We start from the raw sequence: 21,809 nt of genomic DNA on the forward strand, positions 1-21,809 counted from the left end.
TGTTGTTGAGCGGGTTCAGGCACGGCTTGTGAGGATGTTTCGAAAATGTGAAGCTGCATGAAAATTTATTAAAACAACGTTTCAAAATGTGACGGAATTCATTCAATCAGCATTGCTACATTTTACTCAGACGCGTTTTCACTATGCTGGCTCCTCACGGCCCTCTGCAGTTAGCCCAGACTGCAGGCCGTCTTACCTCTGCGGGAGACAATATAATGATAATGATGAAAACATGCGTAGCCAGTGCCCTGGCGGCGATGATAGCGAGCGCCACCGCCACGGCACAGGTGATTAAAGTGGCTGAAGTACAGCCTGCCGGTTATCCCACCGTGGTCGCCCTGCAACACATGGGCGACAAACTGAAACAGGCCACCGATGGACGGCTGGAGATGAAGCTCTACGCCGGTGGCGTACTGGGCGATGAAGATCAGACGCTGCAACAGGTGCAGCTGGGTGCCATCGATATGATCCGCGTCTCGCTGGCGCCGGTCACCTCGATTGCCCCGGAAACCAGCGTGCTGACCCTGCCCTACGTTTTCCGCGACGTTGATCACATGCACAAAGTGCTGGATGGCGAGATAGGCCGCGAGATCGCCGACAAGTTCGACAACGATCCCAATGCCCGCATGGTGTTCCTGGGCTGGACCGATGCCGGTGAGCGCAACATGATCACTAAGAAGCCGCTGGCGAAGCCGGAGGATCTTAAGGGCATGAAGATCCGGGTGCAGAATAGCGCCATCTCGCTGGCGACGCTGAAAGCGATGGGCGCGAATCCGGTGGCGATGGGCGTCAGTGAAGTGTTCAGTGCGATGCAGACTGGCGTGGTCGATGGCACCGAGAACAACCCACCGACCTTTGTCGCTCATAACTACATGCCGGTTGCGAAGTATTACACCCTCAGCGGCCACTTTATCCAGCCAGAGATGATCCTGTTTTCAAAACGCGCCTGGGATCGCCTGAAACCCGAAGATCAGGCACTGCTGAAAAAGCTCGGCAAAGAAGCACAGGATGAGGAGCGCCAGCTCTGGGCGACCTATACCGAAGAGTCGATCGCCAAAATGAAGGCGGGCGGCGTCACCTTCCAGCAGACTGACCGTGACTATTTCGTCAAAGCGACTCAGCCAGTACGCGATCAGTTTGGCGGCAAATATCAGGATCTGATGACCCGGATCGCTGAGGTGAAATAACCCTTCCCGCGCCACACTGCCGTGTGGCGTGCTTAATCAGGTATCAATTATGTCTGCTTATACGCGTCTGATGGATGGGCTTTATCTGCTCTGCATGCTGGTGGCCGCCGTGGCACTGTTGATCATGGTAACGGTCATCCCGATTGGGATCTTCGCCCGTTACGTGATGAACGGCGCGCTCTCCTGGCCGGAGCCGGTTGCCATTATCTGCATGATTATTTTTACCTTTATCGGCGCGCCGGTGGGTCTGCGCGCCGGAACCCATATCTGTGTATCGATGGTCACTGACCGCCTGTCGCCTGCCCGGCAGCGCCTCATGCTGCGCGTCAGCGATCTGCTGATGATTATCACCTGCCTGGTGATCTTCCAGGCCAGTTACAGCCTGTGCGAAGCGATGTGGGTTCAGACCCTCGCGTCACTTCCAGCGGTGACCTACGGCGAGATGTATCTGCCAATCCCGATTGGCGCGATCTTCACCCTGCTGTTTGTTGTTGAGCGCCTGCTGAGCGGCGATCAGAGCCAGCGACCGATTGTCACGCTGGGCGGCACCCACTAACGCGGAGCAGAAAAATGGATGCATTGATCTTGATAGGCAGTTTGCTGGTGTTGCTGATGGTGGGCTTTCCGGTCGCCTTTGCGGTGGGACTGAGCGCCTTTATCGGGGCCTGGTGGATCGACCTGCCGCTGGAGGCGGTGGTGATTCAGGTGACCAACGGGATTAACAAATTTTCCCTGCTGACCATTCCGTTCTTTATCCTCGCGGGCGCGATTATGGCCGAGGGCGGCATCGCCCGCCGGCTGGTCAACTTCGCCTATATCTTTGTCGGCTTTATTCGCGGCGGGCTGTCGCTGGTTAATATCGTCGCTTCAACGTTCTTTGGCGCTATCTCCGGTTCGTCGGTGGCGGATACCGCCTCCATTGGTTCGGTAATGATCCCGCAGATGGAGGAGAAAGGCTATCCGCGTGACTTCGCCGCGGCGGTGACCGCCAGCGGTTCGGTACAGGCGGTGCTGACGCCCCCCAGCCACAACTCAGTCATCTACTCGCTGGCGACCGGCGGCATGGTCACCATCTCCTCGCTGTTTGTTGCCGGGATCTTCCCTGGCCTGCTGCTCGGCGGATGCCTGATGGTGATGTGTCTGGGCTTTGCCCATAAACGCGGTTATCCCAAAGGCGAGCGTATTCCGTTTCGTCAGGCGCTGAAGATTTTCTTCGACGCGTTCTGGGGGCTGTTTACCGTCGTTATCATCATGGGGGGGATCCTCTCCGGCATCTTTACCGCCTCGGAATCCGCTGCGATTGCCTGTATCTGGGCCTTCTTTGTCACCATGTTCATCTATCGCGACTTTAAATGGAGCCAGCTGCATATCCTGCTGTTCCGCACCATTAAAACCGTCACCATCGTGATGGTACTGATCGCTTTCGCAGCCGGGTTCGGCGCAGTGATGACCTTTATGCAGCTGCCGACCATTATTACTGAGGCGTTCACCAGCCTCTCCGATAACAAATATGTGATCCTGATGTGCATCAACATCCTGCTGCTGGTCGTAGGCACGCTGATGGATATGGCGCCGCTGATTCTGATCCTGACGCCGGTGCTGCTGCCGGTAGCCACCGCGCTGGGGGTCGATCCGGTTCACTTTGGCATGATCATGCTGACTAATCTGGGCATCGGACTGATTACGCCGCCGGTCGGCACCGTGCTGTTTGTGGCCAGCGCGGTGAGTAAGCAGAAGATTGAGCAGGTCGTCGGGGCGATGCTGCCGTTCTACGGCATGCTGTTCCTGGTGCTGATGCTGATTACTTATATTCCCGCTATTTCACTCTGGTTGCCGCGCCTGATGGGCGTCATGTAAGGCAATGGAAACCGGCTCGCTTGCGGGTCTCAGACTGCTGACAAACTCGAATCAGGGTGCAACTGGCAGCGATGGATTAGCTCAACAGGCAGGGAACACGGTCAGAGGAGGAAAGCGGCCCGCCGCCCGGAAAAAAACGCCGGGAGCGTTTTTGAACAACGCAACGCGTTGGCCCGGCAACGGGCCGAGCGAGCCAGGGATTGGCGTAAGCGCCTTTCCGGTCTGACCGGGTTTCCTGCACTGGCTCGGTCTCACAGCTAACCGGGCCACACTTAGTCATCAATCTCCGGCCCGCTCGCGAGCCGGTTTTTTTCCTGCGACGCACTCTGATAATCACCATTGAGTCTCAACCCTGCTGGCCGTTTCGTGATAACGTGAGGGCTTAGTCTGAAGCGGTAAAGGCGACTCATGACCACCAGAAAAATTGATACCACGCTCGTCAGTGCGGGACGCAGCAAGCGTTATACCCAGGGCTCGGTGAACAGCGTCATTCAGCGCGCCTCTTCGCTGGTTTTTGATACGGTTGCGGAGAAAAAACGCGCCACCGCAGGTCGGGCAAAAGGCGAACTTTTTTATGGCCGTCGCGGCACCCTGACGCACTTTGCACTGCAGGATGCGATGACCGAGCTGGAAGGCGGCGCAGGCTGTGTGCTCTATCCCTGCGGCGCAGCGGCCGTCGCGAACGCGATTCTGGCATTTGTCGAGGCGGGCGACCACGTACTGATGAGCGGCGCGGTCTATGAACCGACACAGGACTTCTGTACAAAAATTCTCGCTAAGCTGCAGGTTTCCACCGGCTGGTTCGATCACTGCATCGGCAGTGAAATCGGTGAGCGGGTGCAGCCCAACACCCGTGTTGTCTTCCTGGAATCGCCTGCTTCGATAACGATGGAAGTGCAGGATATTCCGGCGATTGTGGCAGCGGTACGCGCTAAAGCGCCCGAGGCGATCATCATGATCGACAACACCTGGGCGGCCGGTATTCTGTTTAACGCGCTGGCGCACGGTATCGACATTTCGATTCAGGCTGGCACCAAATATCTGATTGGTCACAGCGATGCGATGATCGGCACGGCGGTCGCCAATGCGCGCTGTATCGACCAGTTGCGTGAGAACTCTTACCTGATGGGCCAGATGGTGGATGCCGATACCGCCTACATGGCGAGTCGCGGTCTGCGTACGCTGGGTACCCGTCTGCGTCAGCATGAAGAGAGTGCGATTCAGGTGGCAGAGTGGCTGGCGGCGCGCCCGGAAGTGGCACGAGTGAATCACCCGGCACTGGCGCAAAGCAAAGGTCATGCGTTCTGGCAGCGCGATTTTAACGGTAGCAGCGGCCTCTTCTCGTTCATCCTGCAGGAAAAATTAAGCGCGCCCCAACTGGCGGAATATCTCGATCACTTCCATCATTTCAGCATGGCTTACTCCTGGGGCGGTTATGAATCGCTGATCCTGGCGAATCAGCCGGAAGAGCTGGCAGAGATTCGTCCGGCGGGCGGTGTGGATTTCACCGGCACGCTGGTGCGGCTGCATATTGGTCTGGAGCACGTTGATGATCTGCTGGCTGACCTGGAGGCCGGTTTTTCACGCCTGACGCGCTAAGTCAGATAAACAGAAAGTAAACAGAAGATAAACCACGTAGCGGTGGCCCGCAGAGTTTGCCGGGCACCGGCTCATTTGTTGTTAAAATTTATCCCGCATCGTTCAGGTTATCAGTGAAATCACTGCGCTGTCTGAACGCAGACGGATTGTTCCTTGTGACGTGATGGAATCGCTAATGGGTGTTTTACACGAGATTGTCCAGGCGCTCTGGCATCAGGATTTTGCCGCACTGGCAAATCCGGATGTAGTGTGGGTGGTATACGGCGTAATGTTCCTGACGCTGTTTCTGGAAAATGGTCTGTTGCCCGCCTCTTTCCTGCCAGGCGACAGCCTGCTGCTGCTGGCCGGGGCGATGGTGGCCAAAGGGGTGATGGATTTTGTGCCGACAATGGTGATCCTCACGACCGCTGCCAGCCTGGGCTGCTGGCTGAGCTACCTGCAGGGCCGCTGGCTGGGGAATACCCGGCTGGTGAAGAGCTGGCTGATGCATCTGCCGGCACAGTATCACCAGCGCGCCTGGAATATGTTTAACCGTCACGGGCTGATGGCGCTGCTGGTCGGCCGTTTTCTCGCCTTTATCCGCACGATCCTGCCGACTATGGCGGGCATTGCAGGCTTACAGAATGGCCGCTTTCAGCTGTTTAACTGGCTCAGCGGCGTGCTGTGGGTCGGCATTGTCGTTGCCTTTGGCTATGGCATCAGTCAGGTGCCGTTTATCAAGCGTCATGAAGATCAGGTGATGGCGATCCTGATGATACTGCCGATGGTGTTGCTGGTGCTCGGCCTGTCCGGCAGCATTGTGGTGATCTGGAAAAAGCGTCGCCAGAAACGCGCCTGACGCGCATCTGGCTTTCGGATCCGCCGCCACTCAGGCGGACGGATCCGCTACCGTCTGCCTGACACGACTCACCTCTTCCCCCGGCGTCACGCCGAAATAGCGTTTAAACTCCCGCGAAAATTGTGAAGGGCTTTCATAGCCCACCCGCACCGCCGCCGCACTCGCCTTTAGTCCATCGTGCAGCATCAGCAGTCGCGCCTGATGCAGGCGATAGCGCTTGAGATACTGCAACGGCGAGGTCTGCGTCACCGCTTTGAAGTTATGGTGAAAGGCTGAGACGCTCATGTTCACTTCTGCTGCCAGCGCATCAACGCTGAGGTTTTCCGCATAGTGATTCTCAATCCGTCGCAGGGCACGCGCGATCAGGCTGAACTGCGTCTGTCGGCTCACCAGCGAAAGCAGCGCGCCGCCGATCGGACCGGTCAGCACATAGTAAATAATTTCACGCACGATGTGCGGCCCCAGAACGCGCGCATCGCGCGGCTGGGTCATCACATCCAGCAGCCGCTCCGCGGCGCACAGCATCGGTTCCGTCAGCCACGCCGAGTGGATACCCGAAGTCTGCGGCTGAGGCTGAAACTGATCGTCGTCGCCGATTTCAATCAGCAGATCCTGCAGGCTGGCGGTATCAACCCTGAGACACAGCCCGGCAATCGGTATTTCCGGCGAGGCCCAGGTTTCGCACTCCACCGGCAGCGGCACGGTCAGCATCAGGTATTTGCTGGCGTCATACTGAAACACGGTGCTGCCGAGATAGCCGGTTTTGCTGCCCTGAAACAGGATAACAATGCCGGGCTGATACATCATCGGCGTACGGGGACGATATTGATTAGCATAAATCAGTGACACATTTTCGACCGGGCAAAGACGGTCGCGACCATGAGTCATTAAGGTGACTACCTGCTGTGCCAGCCGGTGACAGAGTGCATCGTGCGCCATAGCGACTCCTTTTCGGACAAAAAGCCAGTGTGCCGCGCGAATGCCTGAACCGCCAGCAGCCTGGAGAATCAGGCAAGAAATTTACCGGATCGGGCAGAAGAACAGACCTGCTGTTGTTGCTGACGCTGAGCAGGCTGAAAATTGTTGGCTAGACTTAAGCACAGTGAATTCTCACGGGTTAACCGCAACGGAAAGGAGCAACTATGGCAGACCAACCCATTATCAAACTGCGCGATGGCAATATGATGCCGCAACTCGGACTCGGTGTCTGGCAGGCCAGCATCGAAGATGCGCGTCATGCGGTGCTGAAAGCGCTTGAGGTCGGCTATCGCTCAATCGATACCGCCGCCGCCTATAAGAATGAAGAGGCGATTGGCCAGGCTCTGCAGGAAACCGATGTGCCGCGCGAAGAGATTTTCGTGACCACCAAACTGTGGAACGACGATCAGCAGAATGTTCAGCAGGCGATGGAAACCAGCTTGGAGAAACTCAAACTGGAGCAGGTCGATCTCTATCTGATGCACTGGCCGTGCCCGGAAAAAGACCACTACGTTGATGCCTGGAAGAAGATGATCGAATTGCAGCAGCAGGGGCTGACCAAAAGCATCGGCGTCTGTAACTTCCATGAAGCGCACCTGAAGCGTCTGCTGGATGAAACCGGTGTGACGCCGGTCGTGAACCAGATTGAGCTGCACCCGATGCTACAGCAGCGTACGCTGCATGCGTGGAACGCGCTGCACCAGATCCAGACCGAATCCTGGAGTCCGCTGGCACAGGGCGGCAAAGGCGTTTTTGATCAGGAGATCATCAAGTCGCTGGCGAAGAAATATGGTAAGACCCCGGCGCAGATCGTGATCCGCTGGCATCTGGATAGCGGTCTGGTGGTGATTCCGAAGTCGGTGACGCCAGCACGTATCGAAGAGAACTTTAAGGTATTCGACTTCCGTCTGGATAAGCATGAAGTGAGTGATATTGCGAAACTGGACAGCGGTAATCGTCTGGGGCCGGATCCGGACACTTTTAACTGACGTGAAGGTGACCTTAACCGCTCTGCCCTGCCGTTGACGGGCAGAGGGGGCTTAATGCGGTCAGGCGGGTTCTTCCTGCCTGACCGCGCTGTTATGCAGTGGGCTGCACCACCAGCTGACCCGCCGTACCGCGATCGGCCAGTTCCAGGGTCTGACTGTGGTAGACAAACGGGAAGTGATCTGACGAACTTTGCGGGAAGCTGACCATCAGTTCCACGCTGCCATCGACCCACACCGTATCTTTCCAGCCACGATCTTCGCCCATCGGCTGTGCGCCATTCACACTTTTAATCAGGAACATAACGCCCTGAATATGCAGCGACTGTGGCCGATCGGCGTGCAGGATCCAGCGCTCAAAGGTGCCCTGCTGCGCAGTGGTGTCAATGCGGTTCATATCCCAGAGCGCGCCGTTGATGCCCGGCATGCTGTCACCGATGCGGAATTCGCGGGTGCGCACCGCCACCCCATCCAGAATCTGGTCGGCCAGCAGCCGCATCGGGAGATTATCCGTCACCAGCGGCAGTAAGCCGGTTGGGCGCAGCGTCAGGATCAGGGTGGAGGTCAGAATAGAAGATGGCTCAAAGAAACCGCGCAGCCGATCCATAATGCCTGCCGCCGTTCCCGCCGTAATCGACACTTCATCGCCCTGCGACATATCCACCAGCACTTCGCGACGTTCGCCCGGCGCCAGTGACAGACGCTGCACCGCAACCGGCGCAGGCAGATAGCCCTGATCGCTGGCAATCACCATAAACGGACGATTATCGCTGAGCACCATCTGATAGCGTCGCGCATTCGAGGCGTTCAGCAGACGCAGGCGTACCCAGCCGCGTGACACCTCAACATACGGATTGCGTACCCCATTCACCAGCAGCGTATCACCCAGGAAACCACCATCCTGCGGCGGGTCATAGACCGGCGTGGCAAAGTTATCGAGCCGCTTGTCCTGAATGATGATGGGGAAGTCATCGACGCCGTAATGCTTCGGCAGCGGCAGCTGTTTACCGATGTCATCTTCCACCAGCCACATACCCGCCAGACCGTTATAGATATGCGGCGCCATGCGGTTTGGGGTATTGGCGTGATACCAGCAGGTTGAGGCCGCCTGACGAATCGGCAGCACCGGCGACCAGTCGACACCGGCCGACATCATACGTGGCGCGCCACCCATTAATGCACCCGGCAGCTGTAAACCGCTGACGGTCATGGAGACGGACTCATTCAGCCGGTTGCTGTAGATCAGCTTTACGTCGTCACCGCTGTAAACCCGGACGGTCGGGCCAAGATAGAGGCCATTGATACCCCACACCGGCACTTTGTTATTGTCGCCATTAAATGACCAGTGGCTGCGCTGCATCGTCAGGAACAGCGGCTGGCCGCGACGGGATTCCAGCAACGGCGGAACCGGAAGCGGTGTATCGCCATTGGCTGAAGAGGCGGCATGTGCCGCATGAGGGAGTAAACTGGCGCTAAGCGCCGCTCCGGCAGAAAGCTGGATGAACTGACGTCTGCTGAAAGACATAAAACTTCTGACCCTTTACGCGTGGCGCTAAGCGCCGACCCTGTTTTTATTGATCTGTTTTTGCTGTGCTGCGTTCACGGCGAGCCGGATAAGGCCCGCCGCGCGGCATCCATGCAGGATAGTTCGGCGAATGGCTCGCCGGTCAGATTTTTCCGTTTTTTTCGCGTTCTGCGACTTCGGCGTTGAGTTCTTCCAGCTTCGCCGCCATCAGTTCGCGACAGTGGGTAGCCAGCTTACGCACCGACGAAGACTCGAATGCTTTTACATCAACCGGCGGCAGCATCTCAACAATAACCAGCCCGTTGTTCCAGCGGTTGAGATCGATCTTGCCATGGGTATTGGAGACCACAATCGGAATGATCGGCACGCCCGCCGCCACGGCAGCGTGGAAGGCACCAGTTTTAAACGGCAGCAGGCCACGGCCACGGCTGCGCGTTCCCTCAGGAAACATCCAGATGGAGATGCGCTTGCGGTTAAACTGATCCACCAGCTCACCGATGGTGCCGCGCGCTTTCGCCCGGTCATCGCGGTCAATCAGCAGGTTGCCGGTCAGCCAGTAGAGCAGGCCAAAAAACGGCACCCACAGCAGGCTCTTCTTGCCCACGGTTACCGTATAGGGCTGCACCATTTTAGCCGCGGTGACCATGTCGTAGTTGTTCTGATGGTTGGCGATATAAATCGCATTACCATAATTCTCTGCGCCTTCCGGTTTGCGCAGATCGACTTTAAGACCAAACACCGTCGATAATTTGCCGAACAGACGGCCAAAAGTGGCGACGTGGCGCGGATCGCGTGGTGAAAAAAGACACCAGATACAGCCAAAGATACAGATTAGGATCGAATAAATGACGACGATAATGGCACGCAGAATCAGTAACATAGTTCCCTCATTGAGCCACGGCTGACGCAGGGTCAGCCGGGTAGTTTACGCTTCGCTATCCGGGCTCGCCGGACGCGCAGGTGCATCCAGTTCAACACGATCAATTTTTTGCAGGCCGCGCGGTAACAGCGTGCCGCGACGTCCGCGATCGGCACGGAATTTCTGTAGCTCTTCACTGCGCAGCAGCATTTTACGTTTGCCCACGTGCAGTGTGATCGCACTGCCCGGCGGCAGGATCATCAGCCAGGCCAGTTTGTCCTGACCCGCGGCGGCTTCTGCTGACGGAATAGAGATGATTTTGTTGCCCTTGCCTTTCGACATCTGCGGCAGTTCGCCAACCGGGAACATCAGCATCCGTCCCGCCTGGGTAATCGCCAGCAGCATGTCATCTTCATGATGGACCGCCATTGGCGTCATTACGCGGGCATTGTCCGGCAGCGTCAGCAGCGCTTTACCGGCACGGTTGCGCGACACCAGGTCGCTGAAGGTACAGATGAAACCGTAGCCCGCATCAGAGGCCATCAGCAGACGCTGGTCATCCGGCTCCATCAGCACCTGTTCAACCACCGCACCCGGCGGTGGCGTCAGCTTGCCGGTCAGCGGCTCGCCCTGTCCGCGCGCGGAAGGCAGCGATGTCGGATCCAGCGTATAGCTGCGGCCCGTGGAGTCGATAAAGGCCACCGGCTGATTGCTCTTGCCGCGTGCGGCAGCCAGATAGCTGTCGCCTGCTTTATAGCTCAGTCCGGCTGGATCGATATCGTGGCCTTTGGCGCTGCGCACCCAGCCCATTTGCGACAGCACAATGGTGACCGGTTCAGACGGCACCAGCTCGGTTTCGCTCAGAGCTTTGGCTTCTTCACGCTCACACAGCGGCGAACGACGATCGTCGCCGTAGCTGGCGCTGTCAGCCTGTAACTCTTTTTTCAGCAGGGTATTCATCTTGCGTTCAGACGCCAGCGTCGCCTGCAGCTGATCGCGCTCTTTTTCCAGATCCGCCTGCTCGCCACGGATCTTCATCTCTTCCAGTTTTGCCAGGTGGCGCAACTTCAGTTCGAGGATGGATTCGGCCTGCGTTTCACTGATGCCAAAACGCGACATCAGGACCGGCTTCGGCTCATCCTCAGTACGGATGATCTCGATCACTTCATCAATGTTCAGGAATGCGACCAGCAAACCTTCCAGAATATGCAGGCGGCGCAGCACGCGATCCAGCCGGTAGTTCAGACGGCGTTTGACCGTATCGCGGCGGAACACCAGCCATTCGGTCAGGATTTCATGCAGATTTTTCACCGCCGGGCGGTTATCCAGGCCGATCATATTGAGGTTAACGCGGTAACTCTTCTCCAGATCGGTGGTGGCGAACAGATGGTTCATCACCTGATCGAGATCGACGCGGTTGGAGCGCGGAACGATCACCAGGCGGGTCGGGTTCTCGTGATCCGATTCATCACGCAGATCCTCCACCATCGGCAGCTTTTTATTGCGCATCTGGTTAGCAATCTGCTCCAGCACGCGCGCGCCTGACACCTGATGCGGCAACGCGGTGATGACCACCTCGCCCTCTTCTTTCTTCCATACCGCACGCTGGCGGATGGAACCACGCCCGGTCTGATAAATTTTGCGGATTTCGTCACGCGGCGTAATGATCTCCGCCTCGGTCGGATAATCAGGTCCCTGGACAATATCCAGCAGCTGTTCCAGCGTGGTTTTCGGCGCGTCGATCAATGCGATCGCCGCCTGAGCCACTTCGCGCAGGTTGTGTGGCGGAATATCGGTCGCCATGCCTACGGCGATACCAGTGGTGCCGTTCAGCAGAATATTGGGCAGGCGCGCCGGTAACATCTTCGGCTCCTGCAGCGTGCCATCAAAGTTCGGCTGATAGTCGACCGTGCCCTGACCCAGCTCGCCCAGCAGCAGCTCGGCATATTTTGACAGACGGGATTCGGTGTAACGCATCGCCGCGAACGACTTGGGATCATCCGGCGCCCCCCAGTTGCCCTGACCGTCAACCAGCGGATAACGGTAGGAGAACGGCTGCGCCATCAACACCATCGCTTCATAGCAGGCGCTGTCGCCGTGCGGATGGTATTTACCCAGCACGTCACCCACGGTACGTGCCGATTTTTTGAATTTTGCGCTGGCGCTAAGCCCCAGCTCGGACATGGCGTAGATGATACGTCGCTGAACCGGCTTTAATCCGTCGCCAATGTAAGGCAGTGCGCGGTCCATGATGACGTACATCGAATAGTTTAAGTACGCATTCTCGGTGAATGTGTGCAGGGCGAGACGCTCTGCACCATCCTGAGTCAGTTCACTCATTAATTTCTCATCCTCACATCGTGGCCCACAACGGCGGGACACCCGGCGGTGGTTTGGCGAGGATAGTACCTTATTCCCTGGTGTTAGTCACAGGGGAAGCGCGGGACAATAGGCGTCCCGCCGCGCAATTTCATGTGCCGGAAGCACGCCGGATTCAGACCGGCAAGTGCCTGACCTCTCTGCTGAAGTGAATCAGGGCTTTGACCCTATCCACTGACGGGCAATATCACGATATTCACCCGTGGCGATGCTGAGATGCACCCACTGATCGACATAGAGTTTCCAGCTGATGTCGTCACGCGGGATCATGTAAGCCTTCTCGCCATACTGCAGCGGTGTGTCGGGATTGATCGCGCAGAGCGTCGGGTAATGCTGCTGCTGAAAACGCGCTTCTGAGGCATCGGTGATCATCACATCCGCTTTGTTATCGACCAGCTGCTGGAAGATGGTGACGTTATCGTGAAACAGCGTCAGCGAAGCCTCTGGCAGATGGCTGTGTACAAAGGCTTCGTTAGTACCGCCTGCCGGTTCAATCAGCCGTACGTCAGGCCGGTTGAGCTGTTCGAGGGTCTGGAAGCGCTCTTTATCGCTGCAGCGCACCAGCGGGATTTTGCCATCCACGTCCAGCGGCTGCGCGAACCAGGCCGTCTGCTGGCGTTTCAGCGTGACGGAGACGCCGCCGACGGCGATGTCACACTGCTTTGCCAGGAAGTCTGGCATCAGGTTTTTCCAGCTGGTCTGTACCCACTCTACTTTTGCGCCGAGCGAGGTAGCCAGCGCGTTCGCCATGCTGATATCCAGCCCTTCATACTGACCATCGGGTCGCAGATAGCTATAGGGTTTGTAATCGCCGGTGGTGCAGACTTTGAGCGTCTTAGAACGGAGAACGGTGTCGAGATGAGATTGCGCATGGACAGCACCGCTGGCCAGCAACAAAGCGAGGATTAATTTTTTCATTCTGATTTTTTCTATGATTTTTATGGTGAGTTTGCCCACCGATGGTGCCATAAACCGGCGTATTGTTGCTGCTGCAGCAAAAGTGTTGTGATCAACCACGCATTTTTCTGCGGCTGCGGCGCACGTAAGCTGAGCACCATATTCAGGAAACGAGGCAACCTATTCATGAGCAAGATTTTAATTATCGATGGCGGCAAAACTTTTGCCCACTCTAAAGGCGAACTGAACCACACCCTGACCGATGTTGCGGCCAGCCAGCTGCGTGACATGGGACATGAAGTGTCAGTCACCGTGGCTGACAGCGATTACGTGATCGCCGATGAGGTGCAGAAATATGTCGACAGCGATGTGGTGATTTATCAGATGCCGGGCTGGTGGATGGGCGAACCCTGGACAGTGAAGCGTTACATCGATGAAGTCTTTACTGAAGGCCACGGTTCGCTCTACGCCAGCGATGGTCGTACCCGTTCCGATGCAGCAAAAAAATATGGTTCCGGCGGTCTGCTGCAGGGCAAAAAATATATGCTGTCGCTGACCTGGAATGCGCCGCTCCAGGCCTTTACCGACCCTGAACAGTTCTTTGAAGGCGTCGGCGTCGATGGTCTCTATCTACACTTCCACAAGGCCAACCAGTTCCTGGGAATGGAAGCGCTGCCGACCTTTATCTGCAACGACGTGATTAAAGCGCCGGACGTGCCACGCGATATTGCCGCTTATCGGACCCATCTTAGCCGCGTTTTTGCGTAAGATGGTTGGGGGCTATCCCCTATTTTTCCACGAAAGAGGAATTCGCGAATGTTAACAGTCGTTGCTGAAATTTGTGTTAAACCCGGTCGCCGTCAGGCTGTGCTGGATGCAGTGAAAAAGCTGATCCCGCAGGTCTTAGAAGAAGATGGCTGCCATCAGTATGACGCGCTGCTGGATCATCAGGCGCAGGTGCCATGGAAGCAAAACTCGCCAGACTCTATTTTCATGCTGGAGCAGTGGGAAACGCTGCGCCATCTGGAGCAGCATCAGCAGATGCCGCATATGGATGCGCATCGCGCCATCATTAAAGATGATGTGGTGGATGTGAAGATTCTGGTGCTGGAACCGAGTGCCTGATGATTGCTGAAACCTTAACGCCGGTTGTGTAGCGGGGGTTAAGGCTGGTGATGAAGTCTCAGCAGGGTGCCTCTGGCAGCAATAAATTAGCTCAAAGCGCAGGGAACACGGTCAGAAGAGGAAAGCGTCCCGCCGCCCGGATAAAAACGCCGGGAGCGTTTTTGAACAACGCAAAGCGTTGGTCCGGTCAGGGCGCACCTCAGGGATGAGGTGCGTAATCGCGCGGGCCGAGCGTGCCATGGATGGCGGTAGTTGCGTCTTTCCGATCTGACCGTGTTCCTTGTGCAGGCACGTTCTGAAAGCAAATCCGGCCAGACTTTGTCACCCTCCTCAAACCTCTGTCCTGTGACAGAGGTTTTTTGTTTCTGACAGGCCGGTTCAGAGCATCTGACGCCGATCAATCTCGGTGCGGAGAAAATCGAGAAAGCAGCCGATACGCGAAGAGAGCGTGGTGTTACGGTAATAAACCGCATGCACCGGCAACCGCAGATCGCGGGTTTCCGCGGGAAGAACCGGCACCAGCCGGCCAGCGGCGCAATCTTCCCGGCTGACAAAGTCGGAGAGCCGTGCGATACCCTGTCCTGCCAGCGCCAGCTGCCGGATGGTTTCACCGCTCGAAGCCGAGAGCGTCGGCTTGACACGCATAAAATCACCATCGGGCTGCCAGATCGGCCAGACGTTGAGGGTGTCAGGATAGCTGAAGCCGATGGTCTGATGGTGCGCGAGATCGGCAACGCTCTGCGGCGTGCCCGCTTTTGCCAGATAGGCCGGACTGGCCATCAGCCGGATTGCACTACTGCCAAGCAGCCGGGCGCGCAGCGTGGAGTCACGCAGTTCGCCAATGCGAATGGCAATGTCGGTCTGCTGCTCCAGCAGATCGATCATGATGTCGTCGGTATTCAGTTCGAGTTGGATCAGCGGATAACGGGCGCGAAAATCTTCAACCAGCGGCACAATTACATGCAGCATAAAGGGCGTGGCGGCATTCACCCGCAGCCGTCCTGACGGTATCTCACGCCGCAGTGCAATCTGCTCTTCCGCCTGCTCAACCGAGGCCAGGATCTGGCGCGCATGCTCCAGAAAAACCTGCCCCTCTTCGGTCAGCGCCAGCCGTCGGGTAGTCCGATGCAACAGCGTGGTCTGCAGCTTACTCTCCAGCCGCGATAGCGCCCGGCTGATGCCGGAACTGGTCTGCGCCAGCTGGGATGCCGCCGCAGTAATGGAACCGCTGTCCACCACCGCCACCCAGGCGCGTAGCTCTTCCAGGGTAATTTTCACAAGGGTTACTGTCTCTGCTCTGAATCTGCCGGATTCTCTGAGGATGTACAGGCTGAAGTACAAAGCAAACAGGACGCTTTCGCGTCCTGTTTTCTACACTTCAATATCGGCCATATCGCCTTTTTCCTGCAACCAGTTACGCCGGTCTTCGGAACGTTTTTTCGCGAGCAGCATATCCATCATGCGCAGCGTCTGGTCAACATCCTCTTCACTGATCGTCAGCTGAACCAGCCGACGGGTATTCGGATCCAGCGTCGTTTCGCGCAGCTGTAACGGGTTCATCTCACCCAGCCCTTTAAAGCGCTGAACGTTCGGTTTGCCCTTCTTGCGTTTCAGCTGCTCCAGCACGCCCTCTTTCTCATCTTCGTCCAGCGCGTAGTAAACCTCTTTACCGAGATCGATACGGTAGAGCGGCGGCATGGCGACGTAGACGTGACCATTTCTGACCAGTGAGCGGAAATGCTTCACGAACAGCGCACAGAGCAGTGTAGCAATGTGCAGACCATCGGAGTCCGCATCCGCCAGAATACAGATCTTGCCGTAACGCAGCTGCGAAAGATCTTCGCTGTCAGGATCAATGCCGATCGCCACGGAAATATCATGCACTTCCTGCGACGCCAGCACCTCATCGGAAGAGACTTCCCAGGTGTTCAGGATCTTGCCTTTCAGCGGCATGATCGCCTGATATTCACGATCGCGCGCCTGCTTGGCCGATCCACCTGCCGAGTCCCCCTCGACCAGGAACAGTTCTGTTTTATTCAGGTCCTGCGCGGTGCAGTCCGCCAGTTTGCCCGGCAGAGCCGGTCCGCTGGTGAGCTTTTTACGCACCACTTTTTTGGCTGCCCGCATACGACGCTGGGCGCTGGAGATTGCCAGCTCAGCCAGCATTTCCGCCGTCTGAATATTCTGGTTCAGCCACAGGCTGAAGGCATCTTTTACAACGCCAGAGACAAAGGCAGCACACTGACGTGAGGAGAGACGCTCTTTGGTCTGCCCGGCGAACTGCGGATCCTGCATCTTGACCGACAGCACATAGGCACAGCGATCCCAGATATCTTCCGCTGAGAGCTTCACGCCACGCGGCAGGATGTTGCGGTATTCGCAGAACTCGCGCATGGCATCCAGCAGCCCCTGACGCAGGCCGTTGACGTGCGTTCCGCCCTGCATGGTCGGGATCAGGTTAACGTAGCTTTCCGTTAACAGCTCACCGCCTTCCGGCAGCCACAACAGCGCCCAGTCCACCGCTTCCACATCACCGGCAAAGCTGCCGACAAAAGGTTTTTCCGGCAGCGTCGGTAAGCCATTCACCGCTTCACACAGGTAGTCGGTCAGGCCATCTTCGTAGCACCAGCGCTGTTCGGTATTGTTCAGCTTGTCTTTGAAGACAATCTCAACGCCAGGGCAGAGCACCGCTTTGGCTTTCAGCAGATGGGAAAGACGCGATACCGAGAAACGCGGGCTGTCGAAGAAGCTTTCATCGGGCCAGAAATGGACGCGCGTGCCGGTGTTACGTTTAGCCACCGTGCCGGTGACGGTGAGATCCTGCACTTTGTCGCCATTTTCAAACGCCATGTCATAGATTTCGCCATTACGGCGCACCGTGACTTCGACCCGTTTTGACAGGGCGTTAACTACCGAGATACCGACGCCGTGCAGGCCGCCCGAAAACTGATAGTTTTTGTTGGAGAACTTGCCGCCCGCATGCAGACGACACAGAATCAGCTCGACGGCTGGCACGCCCTCTTCCGGATGGATATCCACCGGCATGCCGCGGCCATCATCAATCACTTCCAGCGACTGGTCAGCGTGCAGAATCACTTCAACCCGCTTCGCATGGCCGCCCAGCGCCTCATCGACGCTGTTATCAATCACTTCCTGACCCAAATGGTTGGGCCGCGTCGTATCGGTATACATGCCCGGACGACGGCGAACAGGCTCAAGGCCAGTCAGGACCTCAATGGCATCCGCGTTATAGTTAGATTGACTCATCGTAAATGTCTGATTAGAAGGGTGAAATGGGGTGCGATTTCCGCATTACTCAGGGATGATTCAGACCGAGAAAGTCCAGAATCTGCGGGAAATGGCGCTCGAATCCAGTAAATGCATGATTTCCGCCCTCTTCTACCGTATGACGGCACGCGCTGTAATAATCGAGCGCCTGGCGGTAATCGAGAACTTCATCGCCGGTCTGTTGCAGCAGCCAGAGTAAATCGGGCGCTTCCAGCGGTTCAATCTGCATTACTTTGAGATCGTAAATGTGGCGTGACTCTAACACATATTGCTGGCCGGTGTAGGGATTCTGATTTTCGCCCAGGAAATCCGCCAGCAGCTCAAAAGGTCGCACCGCAGGATTGACGACTACGGCGGGCAGCATAAAGCATTGCGACAGCCAGGTGGCGTAATAACCGCCCAGCGAAGAGCCCACCAGCCCCAGCGTTTCGCCACTGCGGCTCAGCACCAGATCTTCCAGCATGGCCGCGGCATCGGCCGGAAAAGTCGGCAACTGAGGCACGATCATCTCGATGCCGGGGTGCTGCGCCTCTAACCATTGCCGGAACTGCGTTGCCTTCGCCGACTGCGGCGAGCTGTTAAAACCGTGCAGATAAAGCAATGCCGCCACGCGTTAATATCCTTCTGAGTCTAAATCGGGACGAAAAGCGTCGGTGTCAAGCCGGTTGACCTCGGTCTCAAGGCCGCCATCCGGATGCAGGGTAAACCAGCGCCAGCCAGGCGCCACGGTGTCAATCGTAAAGCTGGTACAGTGCGGTTTGAACTGGACGCAGGTTGACGGCGTCGCCAGCACGCGGCGGCCATGCCACTCCAGATCCAGCTCCTGATGAATATGACCACAGACCAGCGTCCGGGCTAACGGGTAGCGCTGTAATACCGCATCGAGCTGATGGGAATTGCGCAGGCTGTGCTGATCGAGCCAGGTACAGCCCGAGGCCAGCGGATGGTGATGCAGCAGGACCAGCGTATGGCGTTGCGGAAAGCGGGACAGCGCGTTGTCGAGCCACTCCAGCTGATAGTCGCTCAGCATCCCATGCGGGACACCGTAGACCTGGCTATCGAGCAACACAATCTGCCACTGCTCACCCACCAGCACCTGTTTATGGGCATTAATGTGCGCTGCCGCCAGCGTGTCAACCATCGCGGGCTGAAAGTCGTGATTACCGGGCAGCCAGACACAGGGTCGCGGTAAACGTGAGATGCCCTCAGCAAAATGCTGATAGGCTTCGACAGAGTGATCCTGGGCGAGATCGCCGGTAGCGATGATCAGGTCATAGTCGCGCTGTTGCGCAATAATCGCATCCAGCACCGCGTCATAACTCGACCAGGTGTTCACGCCAAGCAGCGATTCATGTTTTCCCGCGAAGAGGTGGGTATCCGTGATTTGCAAAATCCTGATTTCGGAACCGTTCGCTGCAGGAAGAGTTAGCAGGCTATCCAAAGCGTTTCCTTCGTCTCCACGCCATTTACTGCATTATACGCATCAGCAGACCGGAACTGCCATCGCGCCATGCGCCAGGCAGTAGCGCAGCCAGTCTGCAAGAAACTGGTTTATCTGATGCTTTTCATCGCGCTGATGCAATTTTTTATTAGGATAATCATAGCGCGCTTTGAAGCGATAGATCTGTTGAGTTGAACACACTTCGGCGACCATCGCATCGTGATAGAGCCGAACCGACATTGAGGGCAGGCTCCAGTAACTCACAGCAGGCGCGACCTGGCGGATCTCCACCAGCGTGGTGTAGCGCGTCGACTCCTGAATCGTCAGCTGATAACGGGCGCCATTTACCTGATAAATCACCGATTCTCCCGCCTCATCGTTGCGCGGCAGCAGGCGGCGTAACTGGGCGAAGTTGGTTTCGCAGAGCCGCATCATTTCGGGAAAGTCAGGGGTATAGCGCTGTTTCATTTTTGTATCCACTCTTCGCGTAGTTTTTCATGGTGCAACGCCAGCCATTGCAGGGCGATGACAGACGCCGCATTGTCGATTATCCCCTCTTCCACCCAGCGATAAGCCTGTTCGCGGCTTACCACATGCACAAGAATATCCTCATTCTCTTCCTCCAGACCATGGCATCCCTCTGCCTGGCTGGCATCCACTTCCCCAATCAGCACCGACAGACGTTCGCTGGTGCCACCAGGGCTGGCCAGATAGCTAAGCACAGGCTTAACCCGGCCAACGTCCAGACCTGCTTCTTCAACGGCTTCACGGCGCGCAACCTGCTCAACAGATTCGCCGGGTTCAATAATGCCGGCGACCATCTCCAGCAGCCAGGGTGAAGCACTGCTGTCATAAGCCGGGATGCGGATCTGCTCAATCAGCACCACTTCATCGCGTAAGGGATCATAAGGTAGCAGCACGGCGGCATGTCCGCGCTCAAAAACTTCACGCTGCACTTCCCCACTCATTTCGCCATTAAACTGGCGATGGCGGAAGCGGTAACGTTCGATGGAAAAAAAACCATCATAGACGGTTTCGCGTGCAATAATTTCTACATCGTTTTTTGTGAAAGTCACAGGGGATTTTTTTTCTTCCGGCATCATCAGGTTCCTTGTGCAGATTGGGGTGGAGCGAAAAAAGCCTGTAACTGTGCTCCATGTAAGTAGTTCTTTCTGAATTATTTACGTAAATTAGAGGGAGAAGGCACGTTCAGCCAACTTATCTCACAGTTGCCCTCTGCTAGAATCGGCGATAATTTTTGGCTTACCCGGCAGCGCACCCACTGCAATTTGCTGCAACAAAAGGAATGCAAATGAAAAAACTGCTCCCATTTTTTATTGGGCTGAGCCTGGGCGGTTTCAGCTTCGCCAGCCAGGCCGAAGACCTGCTTCAGGTTTACCAGCAAGCGCGTCTGAGCAACCCGGATCTGCGCAGCGCCGCTGCCGATCGCGATTCTGCTTTTGAGAAAATCAACGAAGCGCGCAGCCCATTATTACCCCAGCTCGGCCTGGGTGCAGACTACACCTATAACAACGGCTATCGCGACAGCAGCGGTCTCCATTCCAACACGACCAGCGGCACGCTGCAATTGACCCAGACTATTTTCGACATGTCGAAATGGCGCGCGCTGACCCTGCAGGAAAAAGCTGCCGGTATTCAGGATGTCACCTATCAGGTCGCACAGCAGGATCTGATTCTGAACACCGCGACCGCCTACTTCAACGTGCTGAAAGCGATTGATACGCTTTCTTACACGGAAGCGCAGAAACAGTCGATCTATCGCGAGCTGGATCAGACCACTCAGCGCTTTAACGTTGGCCTGGTTGCCATCACTGACGTACAGAACGCCCGCGCCCAGTATGACAGCGTGCTGGCCAACGAAGTCACCGCGCGTAACAACCTTGATAATAACGTAGAAACGCTGCGTCAGATCACCGGCATGGATTACATGTCGCTTGCTTCGCTGAGCATCGATCGCTTCAGAACCGATAAGCCGGAACCCGTGAGCGCACTGCTTAAGCAGGCGGAAGCCCGTAACCTGTCGCTGCTCTCTGCGCGTCTGAACCAGGATTTAGCCCGTGAGCAGATCCGCCAGATGGAAGCGGGTCATATGCCTACTATTGGTCTGACTGCCTCTACCGGCCTGTCAAACAGCAAGTATGGCGGCAGCCGTGCGAACCAGAGCCAGGGTTCAACTGACTCCATTACCGGTTCTAACCAGGTTGGCCTGAGCTTCTCACTGCCACTCTATAGCGGCGGCAGCGTCACCTCTCAGGTGAAACAGGCGCAGTACAGCTTCGTCAGCGCCAGTGAATCACTGGAAAGCGCGCACCGCTCTGCGGTTCAGACCGTACGTTCATCGTTTAACAACGTGAATGCGTCTATCAGCAGCATCAACGCCTACAAACAGGCCGTGGTCTCTGCGCAAAGCTCTCTCGATGCGTCAGAAGCAGGCTATCAGGTGGGTACACGTACTATCGTCGATGTGCTCGATGCAACTACCGTGCTCTACAACGCGAAGCAGCAGCTCTCTGATGCGCGCTATAGCTACCTGATTAACCAGCTGAATATCAGTTATGCGCTGGGTACGCTCAATGAGCAGAGCCTGCAGAAACTGAACAGCCAGCTTGGTAAAGAGATCCCGACGTCACCGGAAACCGTGGCACCGGAAAATGCCCAGCAGACCGCACGTGTGGATAGCGGTCCGGTGGCAACCGGCTCTTCTGAGGCCGCACGTCCTGCGGCTCGCCACAGTAGCGGTAATCCTTTCGGTAATTAATCAGCAGGTGGGCTGCTTTGCGGCCCGCCTCTCTGTTGAACGTATAACTAAGTAAAGATCCCTGTTGCATC

General features: G+C 56.7%; 20 protein-coding genes. 9 read left to right on the forward strand and 11 right to left on the reverse strand.

Annotated elements, in window-relative coordinates:
• Window positions 1-215 precede the first annotated feature (215 nt).
• The 5 genes from ACTJKZ_RS13865 (at window position 216) to ACTJKZ_RS13885 (ending at window position 5,481) form a co-directional block, all read left to right on the forward strand.
• Window positions 216-1,187 (forward strand): TRAP transporter substrate-binding protein, encoded by a 972-nt coding sequence (locus ACTJKZ_RS13865; RefSeq protein WP_253420064.1) that lies wholly within the window; start codon window positions 216-218, stop codon window positions 1,185-1,187.
• Window positions 1,188-1,236: 49 nt separating this feature from the next.
• Window positions 1,237-1,743 (forward strand): TRAP transporter small permease, encoded by a 507-nt coding sequence (locus ACTJKZ_RS13870; RefSeq protein WP_161735011.1) that lies wholly within the window; start codon window positions 1,237-1,239, stop codon window positions 1,741-1,743.
• A gap of 14 nt (window positions 1,744-1,757) precedes the next feature.
• Window positions 1,758-3,044 (forward strand): TRAP transporter large permease, encoded by a 1,287-nt coding sequence (locus ACTJKZ_RS13875; protein WP_161735008.1) that lies wholly within the window; start codon window positions 1,758-1,760, stop codon window positions 3,042-3,044.
• 408 nt (window positions 3,045-3,452) lie between these two features.
• On the forward strand, window positions 3,453-4,643 hold the full coding sequence (gene metC / locus ACTJKZ_RS13880) for a cystathionine beta-lyase (RefSeq protein WP_161735006.1): 1,191 nt from the start codon (window positions 3,453-3,455) through the stop codon (window positions 4,641-4,643).
• A gap of 175 nt (window positions 4,644-4,818) precedes the next feature.
• Window positions 4,819-5,481, forward strand: a complete 663-nt coding sequence (locus ACTJKZ_RS13885) for a DedA family protein (RefSeq protein ID WP_033733897.1) — start codon at window positions 4,819-4,821, stop codon at window positions 5,479-5,481.
• Window positions 5,482-5,511: 30 nt separating this feature from the next.
• Here ACTJKZ_RS13885 and ACTJKZ_RS13890 read toward each other — a convergent pair whose 3' ends face one another.
• Window positions 5,512-6,420, reverse strand: coding sequence for an AraC family transcriptional regulator (locus ACTJKZ_RS13890; protein WP_013359043.1), 909 nt, complete (start codon window positions 6,418-6,420; stop codon window positions 5,512-5,514).
• A gap of 203 nt (window positions 6,421-6,623) precedes the next feature.
• Between ACTJKZ_RS13890 and dkgA the strand changes: the two genes are divergently transcribed.
• Window positions 6,624-7,448, forward strand: coding sequence for a 2,5-didehydrogluconate reductase DkgA (dkgA, locus tag ACTJKZ_RS13895; RefSeq protein WP_161735003.1), 825 nt, complete (start codon window positions 6,624-6,626; stop codon window positions 7,446-7,448).
• A 91-nt stretch (window positions 7,449-7,539) separates the two neighbouring features.
• On the opposite strand, the gene ftsP is transcribed toward dkgA, so the two are convergent.
• The 4 genes from ftsP to ACTJKZ_RS13915 form a co-directional block, all read right to left on the reverse strand.
• Window positions 7,540-8,970, reverse strand: a complete 1,431-nt coding sequence (gene ftsP, locus ACTJKZ_RS13900; RefSeq protein WP_161734999.1) for a cell division protein FtsP — start codon at window positions 8,968-8,970, stop codon at window positions 7,540-7,542.
• 142 nt (window positions 8,971-9,112) lie between these two features.
• Complete coding sequence (locus ACTJKZ_RS13905; protein WP_161734996.1) at window positions 9,113-9,850, reverse strand: 1-acylglycerol-3-phosphate O-acyltransferase; 738 nt, start codon at window positions 9,848-9,850, stop codon at window positions 9,113-9,115.
• 45 nt (window positions 9,851-9,895) lie between these two features.
• Complete coding sequence (gene parC, locus ACTJKZ_RS13910; RefSeq protein WP_161734993.1) at window positions 9,896-12,169, reverse strand: DNA topoisomerase IV subunit A; 2,274 nt, start codon at window positions 12,167-12,169, stop codon at window positions 9,896-9,898.
• A gap of 192 nt (window positions 12,170-12,361) precedes the next feature.
• Window positions 12,362-13,177: a transporter substrate-binding domain-containing protein gene (locus ACTJKZ_RS13915; protein ID WP_253422070.1), complete on the reverse strand. Its 816-nt coding sequence runs from the start codon at window positions 13,175-13,177 to the stop codon at window positions 12,362-12,364.
• 114 nt (window positions 13,178-13,291) lie between these two features.
• Here ACTJKZ_RS13915 and ACTJKZ_RS13920 point away from each other — a divergent pair, with 114 nt between their 5' ends.
• Both ACTJKZ_RS13920 and ACTJKZ_RS13925 read left to right on the forward strand, forming a co-directional pair.
• The gene (locus ACTJKZ_RS13920; RefSeq protein ID WP_150014764.1) at window positions 13,292-13,873 is read left to right on the forward strand and encodes an NAD(P)H-dependent oxidoreductase; all 582 of its coding nucleotides are present in this window, start codon (window positions 13,292-13,294) and stop codon (window positions 13,871-13,873) included.
• Between the two features lie 48 nt (window positions 13,874-13,921).
• Window positions 13,922-14,230, forward strand: coding sequence for a putative quinol monooxygenase (locus ACTJKZ_RS13925; RefSeq protein ID WP_013359050.1), 309 nt, complete (start codon window positions 13,922-13,924; stop codon window positions 14,228-14,230).
• A gap of 378 nt (window positions 14,231-14,608) precedes the next feature.
• Here the strand turns inward: ACTJKZ_RS13925 and ACTJKZ_RS13930 are convergent, their stop codons facing one another.
• The 6 genes from ACTJKZ_RS13930 to nudF all read right to left on the reverse strand — a co-directional run bounded on the left by ACTJKZ_RS13930 (window position 14,609) and on the right by nudF (window position 20,059).
• A complete protein-coding gene (locus ACTJKZ_RS13930; protein ID WP_161734990.1) occupies window positions 14,609-15,508 on the reverse strand; it encodes a LysR substrate-binding domain-containing protein in 900 nt (299 codons plus the stop codon).
• Between the two features lie 93 nt (window positions 15,509-15,601).
• Window positions 15,602-17,497, reverse strand: a complete 1,896-nt coding sequence (gene parE, locus ACTJKZ_RS13935) for a DNA topoisomerase IV subunit B (protein ID WP_033733909.1) — start codon at window positions 17,495-17,497, stop codon at window positions 15,602-15,604.
• A gap of 49 nt (window positions 17,498-17,546) precedes the next feature.
• On the reverse strand, window positions 17,547-18,128 hold the full coding sequence (gene yqiA, locus ACTJKZ_RS13940) for an esterase YqiA (RefSeq protein ID WP_033733910.1): 582 nt from the start codon (window positions 18,126-18,128) through the stop codon (window positions 17,547-17,549).
• Between the two features lie 3 nt (window positions 18,129-18,131).
• Window positions 18,132-18,959 carry a 3',5'-cyclic-AMP phosphodiesterase gene (gene cpdA, locus ACTJKZ_RS13945; protein ID WP_013359054.1) on the reverse strand — a complete coding sequence of 276 codons (828 nt, stop codon included), beginning with the start codon at window positions 18,957-18,959 and terminating at the stop codon, window positions 18,132-18,134.
• Between the two features lie 42 nt (window positions 18,960-19,001).
• Window positions 19,002-19,427: a DUF1249 family protein gene (locus ACTJKZ_RS13950; RefSeq protein ID WP_061063379.1), complete on the reverse strand. Its 426-nt coding sequence runs from the start codon at window positions 19,425-19,427 to the stop codon at window positions 19,002-19,004.
• Window positions 19,424-20,059 (reverse strand): ADP-ribose diphosphatase, encoded by a 636-nt coding sequence (gene nudF / locus ACTJKZ_RS13955; RefSeq protein ID WP_161735044.1) that lies wholly within the window; start codon window positions 20,057-20,059, stop codon window positions 19,424-19,426. The genes ACTJKZ_RS13950 and nudF overlap by 4 nt, the downstream gene beginning before the upstream one ends.
• A gap of 212 nt (window positions 20,060-20,271) precedes the next feature.
• Between nudF and tolC the strand changes: the two genes are divergently transcribed.
• Window positions 20,272-21,738: an outer membrane channel protein TolC gene (tolC, locus tag ACTJKZ_RS13960; RefSeq protein ID WP_222924976.1), complete on the forward strand. Its 1,467-nt coding sequence runs from the start codon at window positions 20,272-20,274 to the stop codon at window positions 21,736-21,738.
• Window positions 21,739-21,809: the final 71 nt, after the last annotated feature.

This window comes from Pantoea sp. 22096 (assembly GCF_052045955.1).
GTDB lineage: Bacteria > Pseudomonadota > Gammaproteobacteria > Enterobacterales > Enterobacteriaceae > Pantoea > Pantoea alfalfae.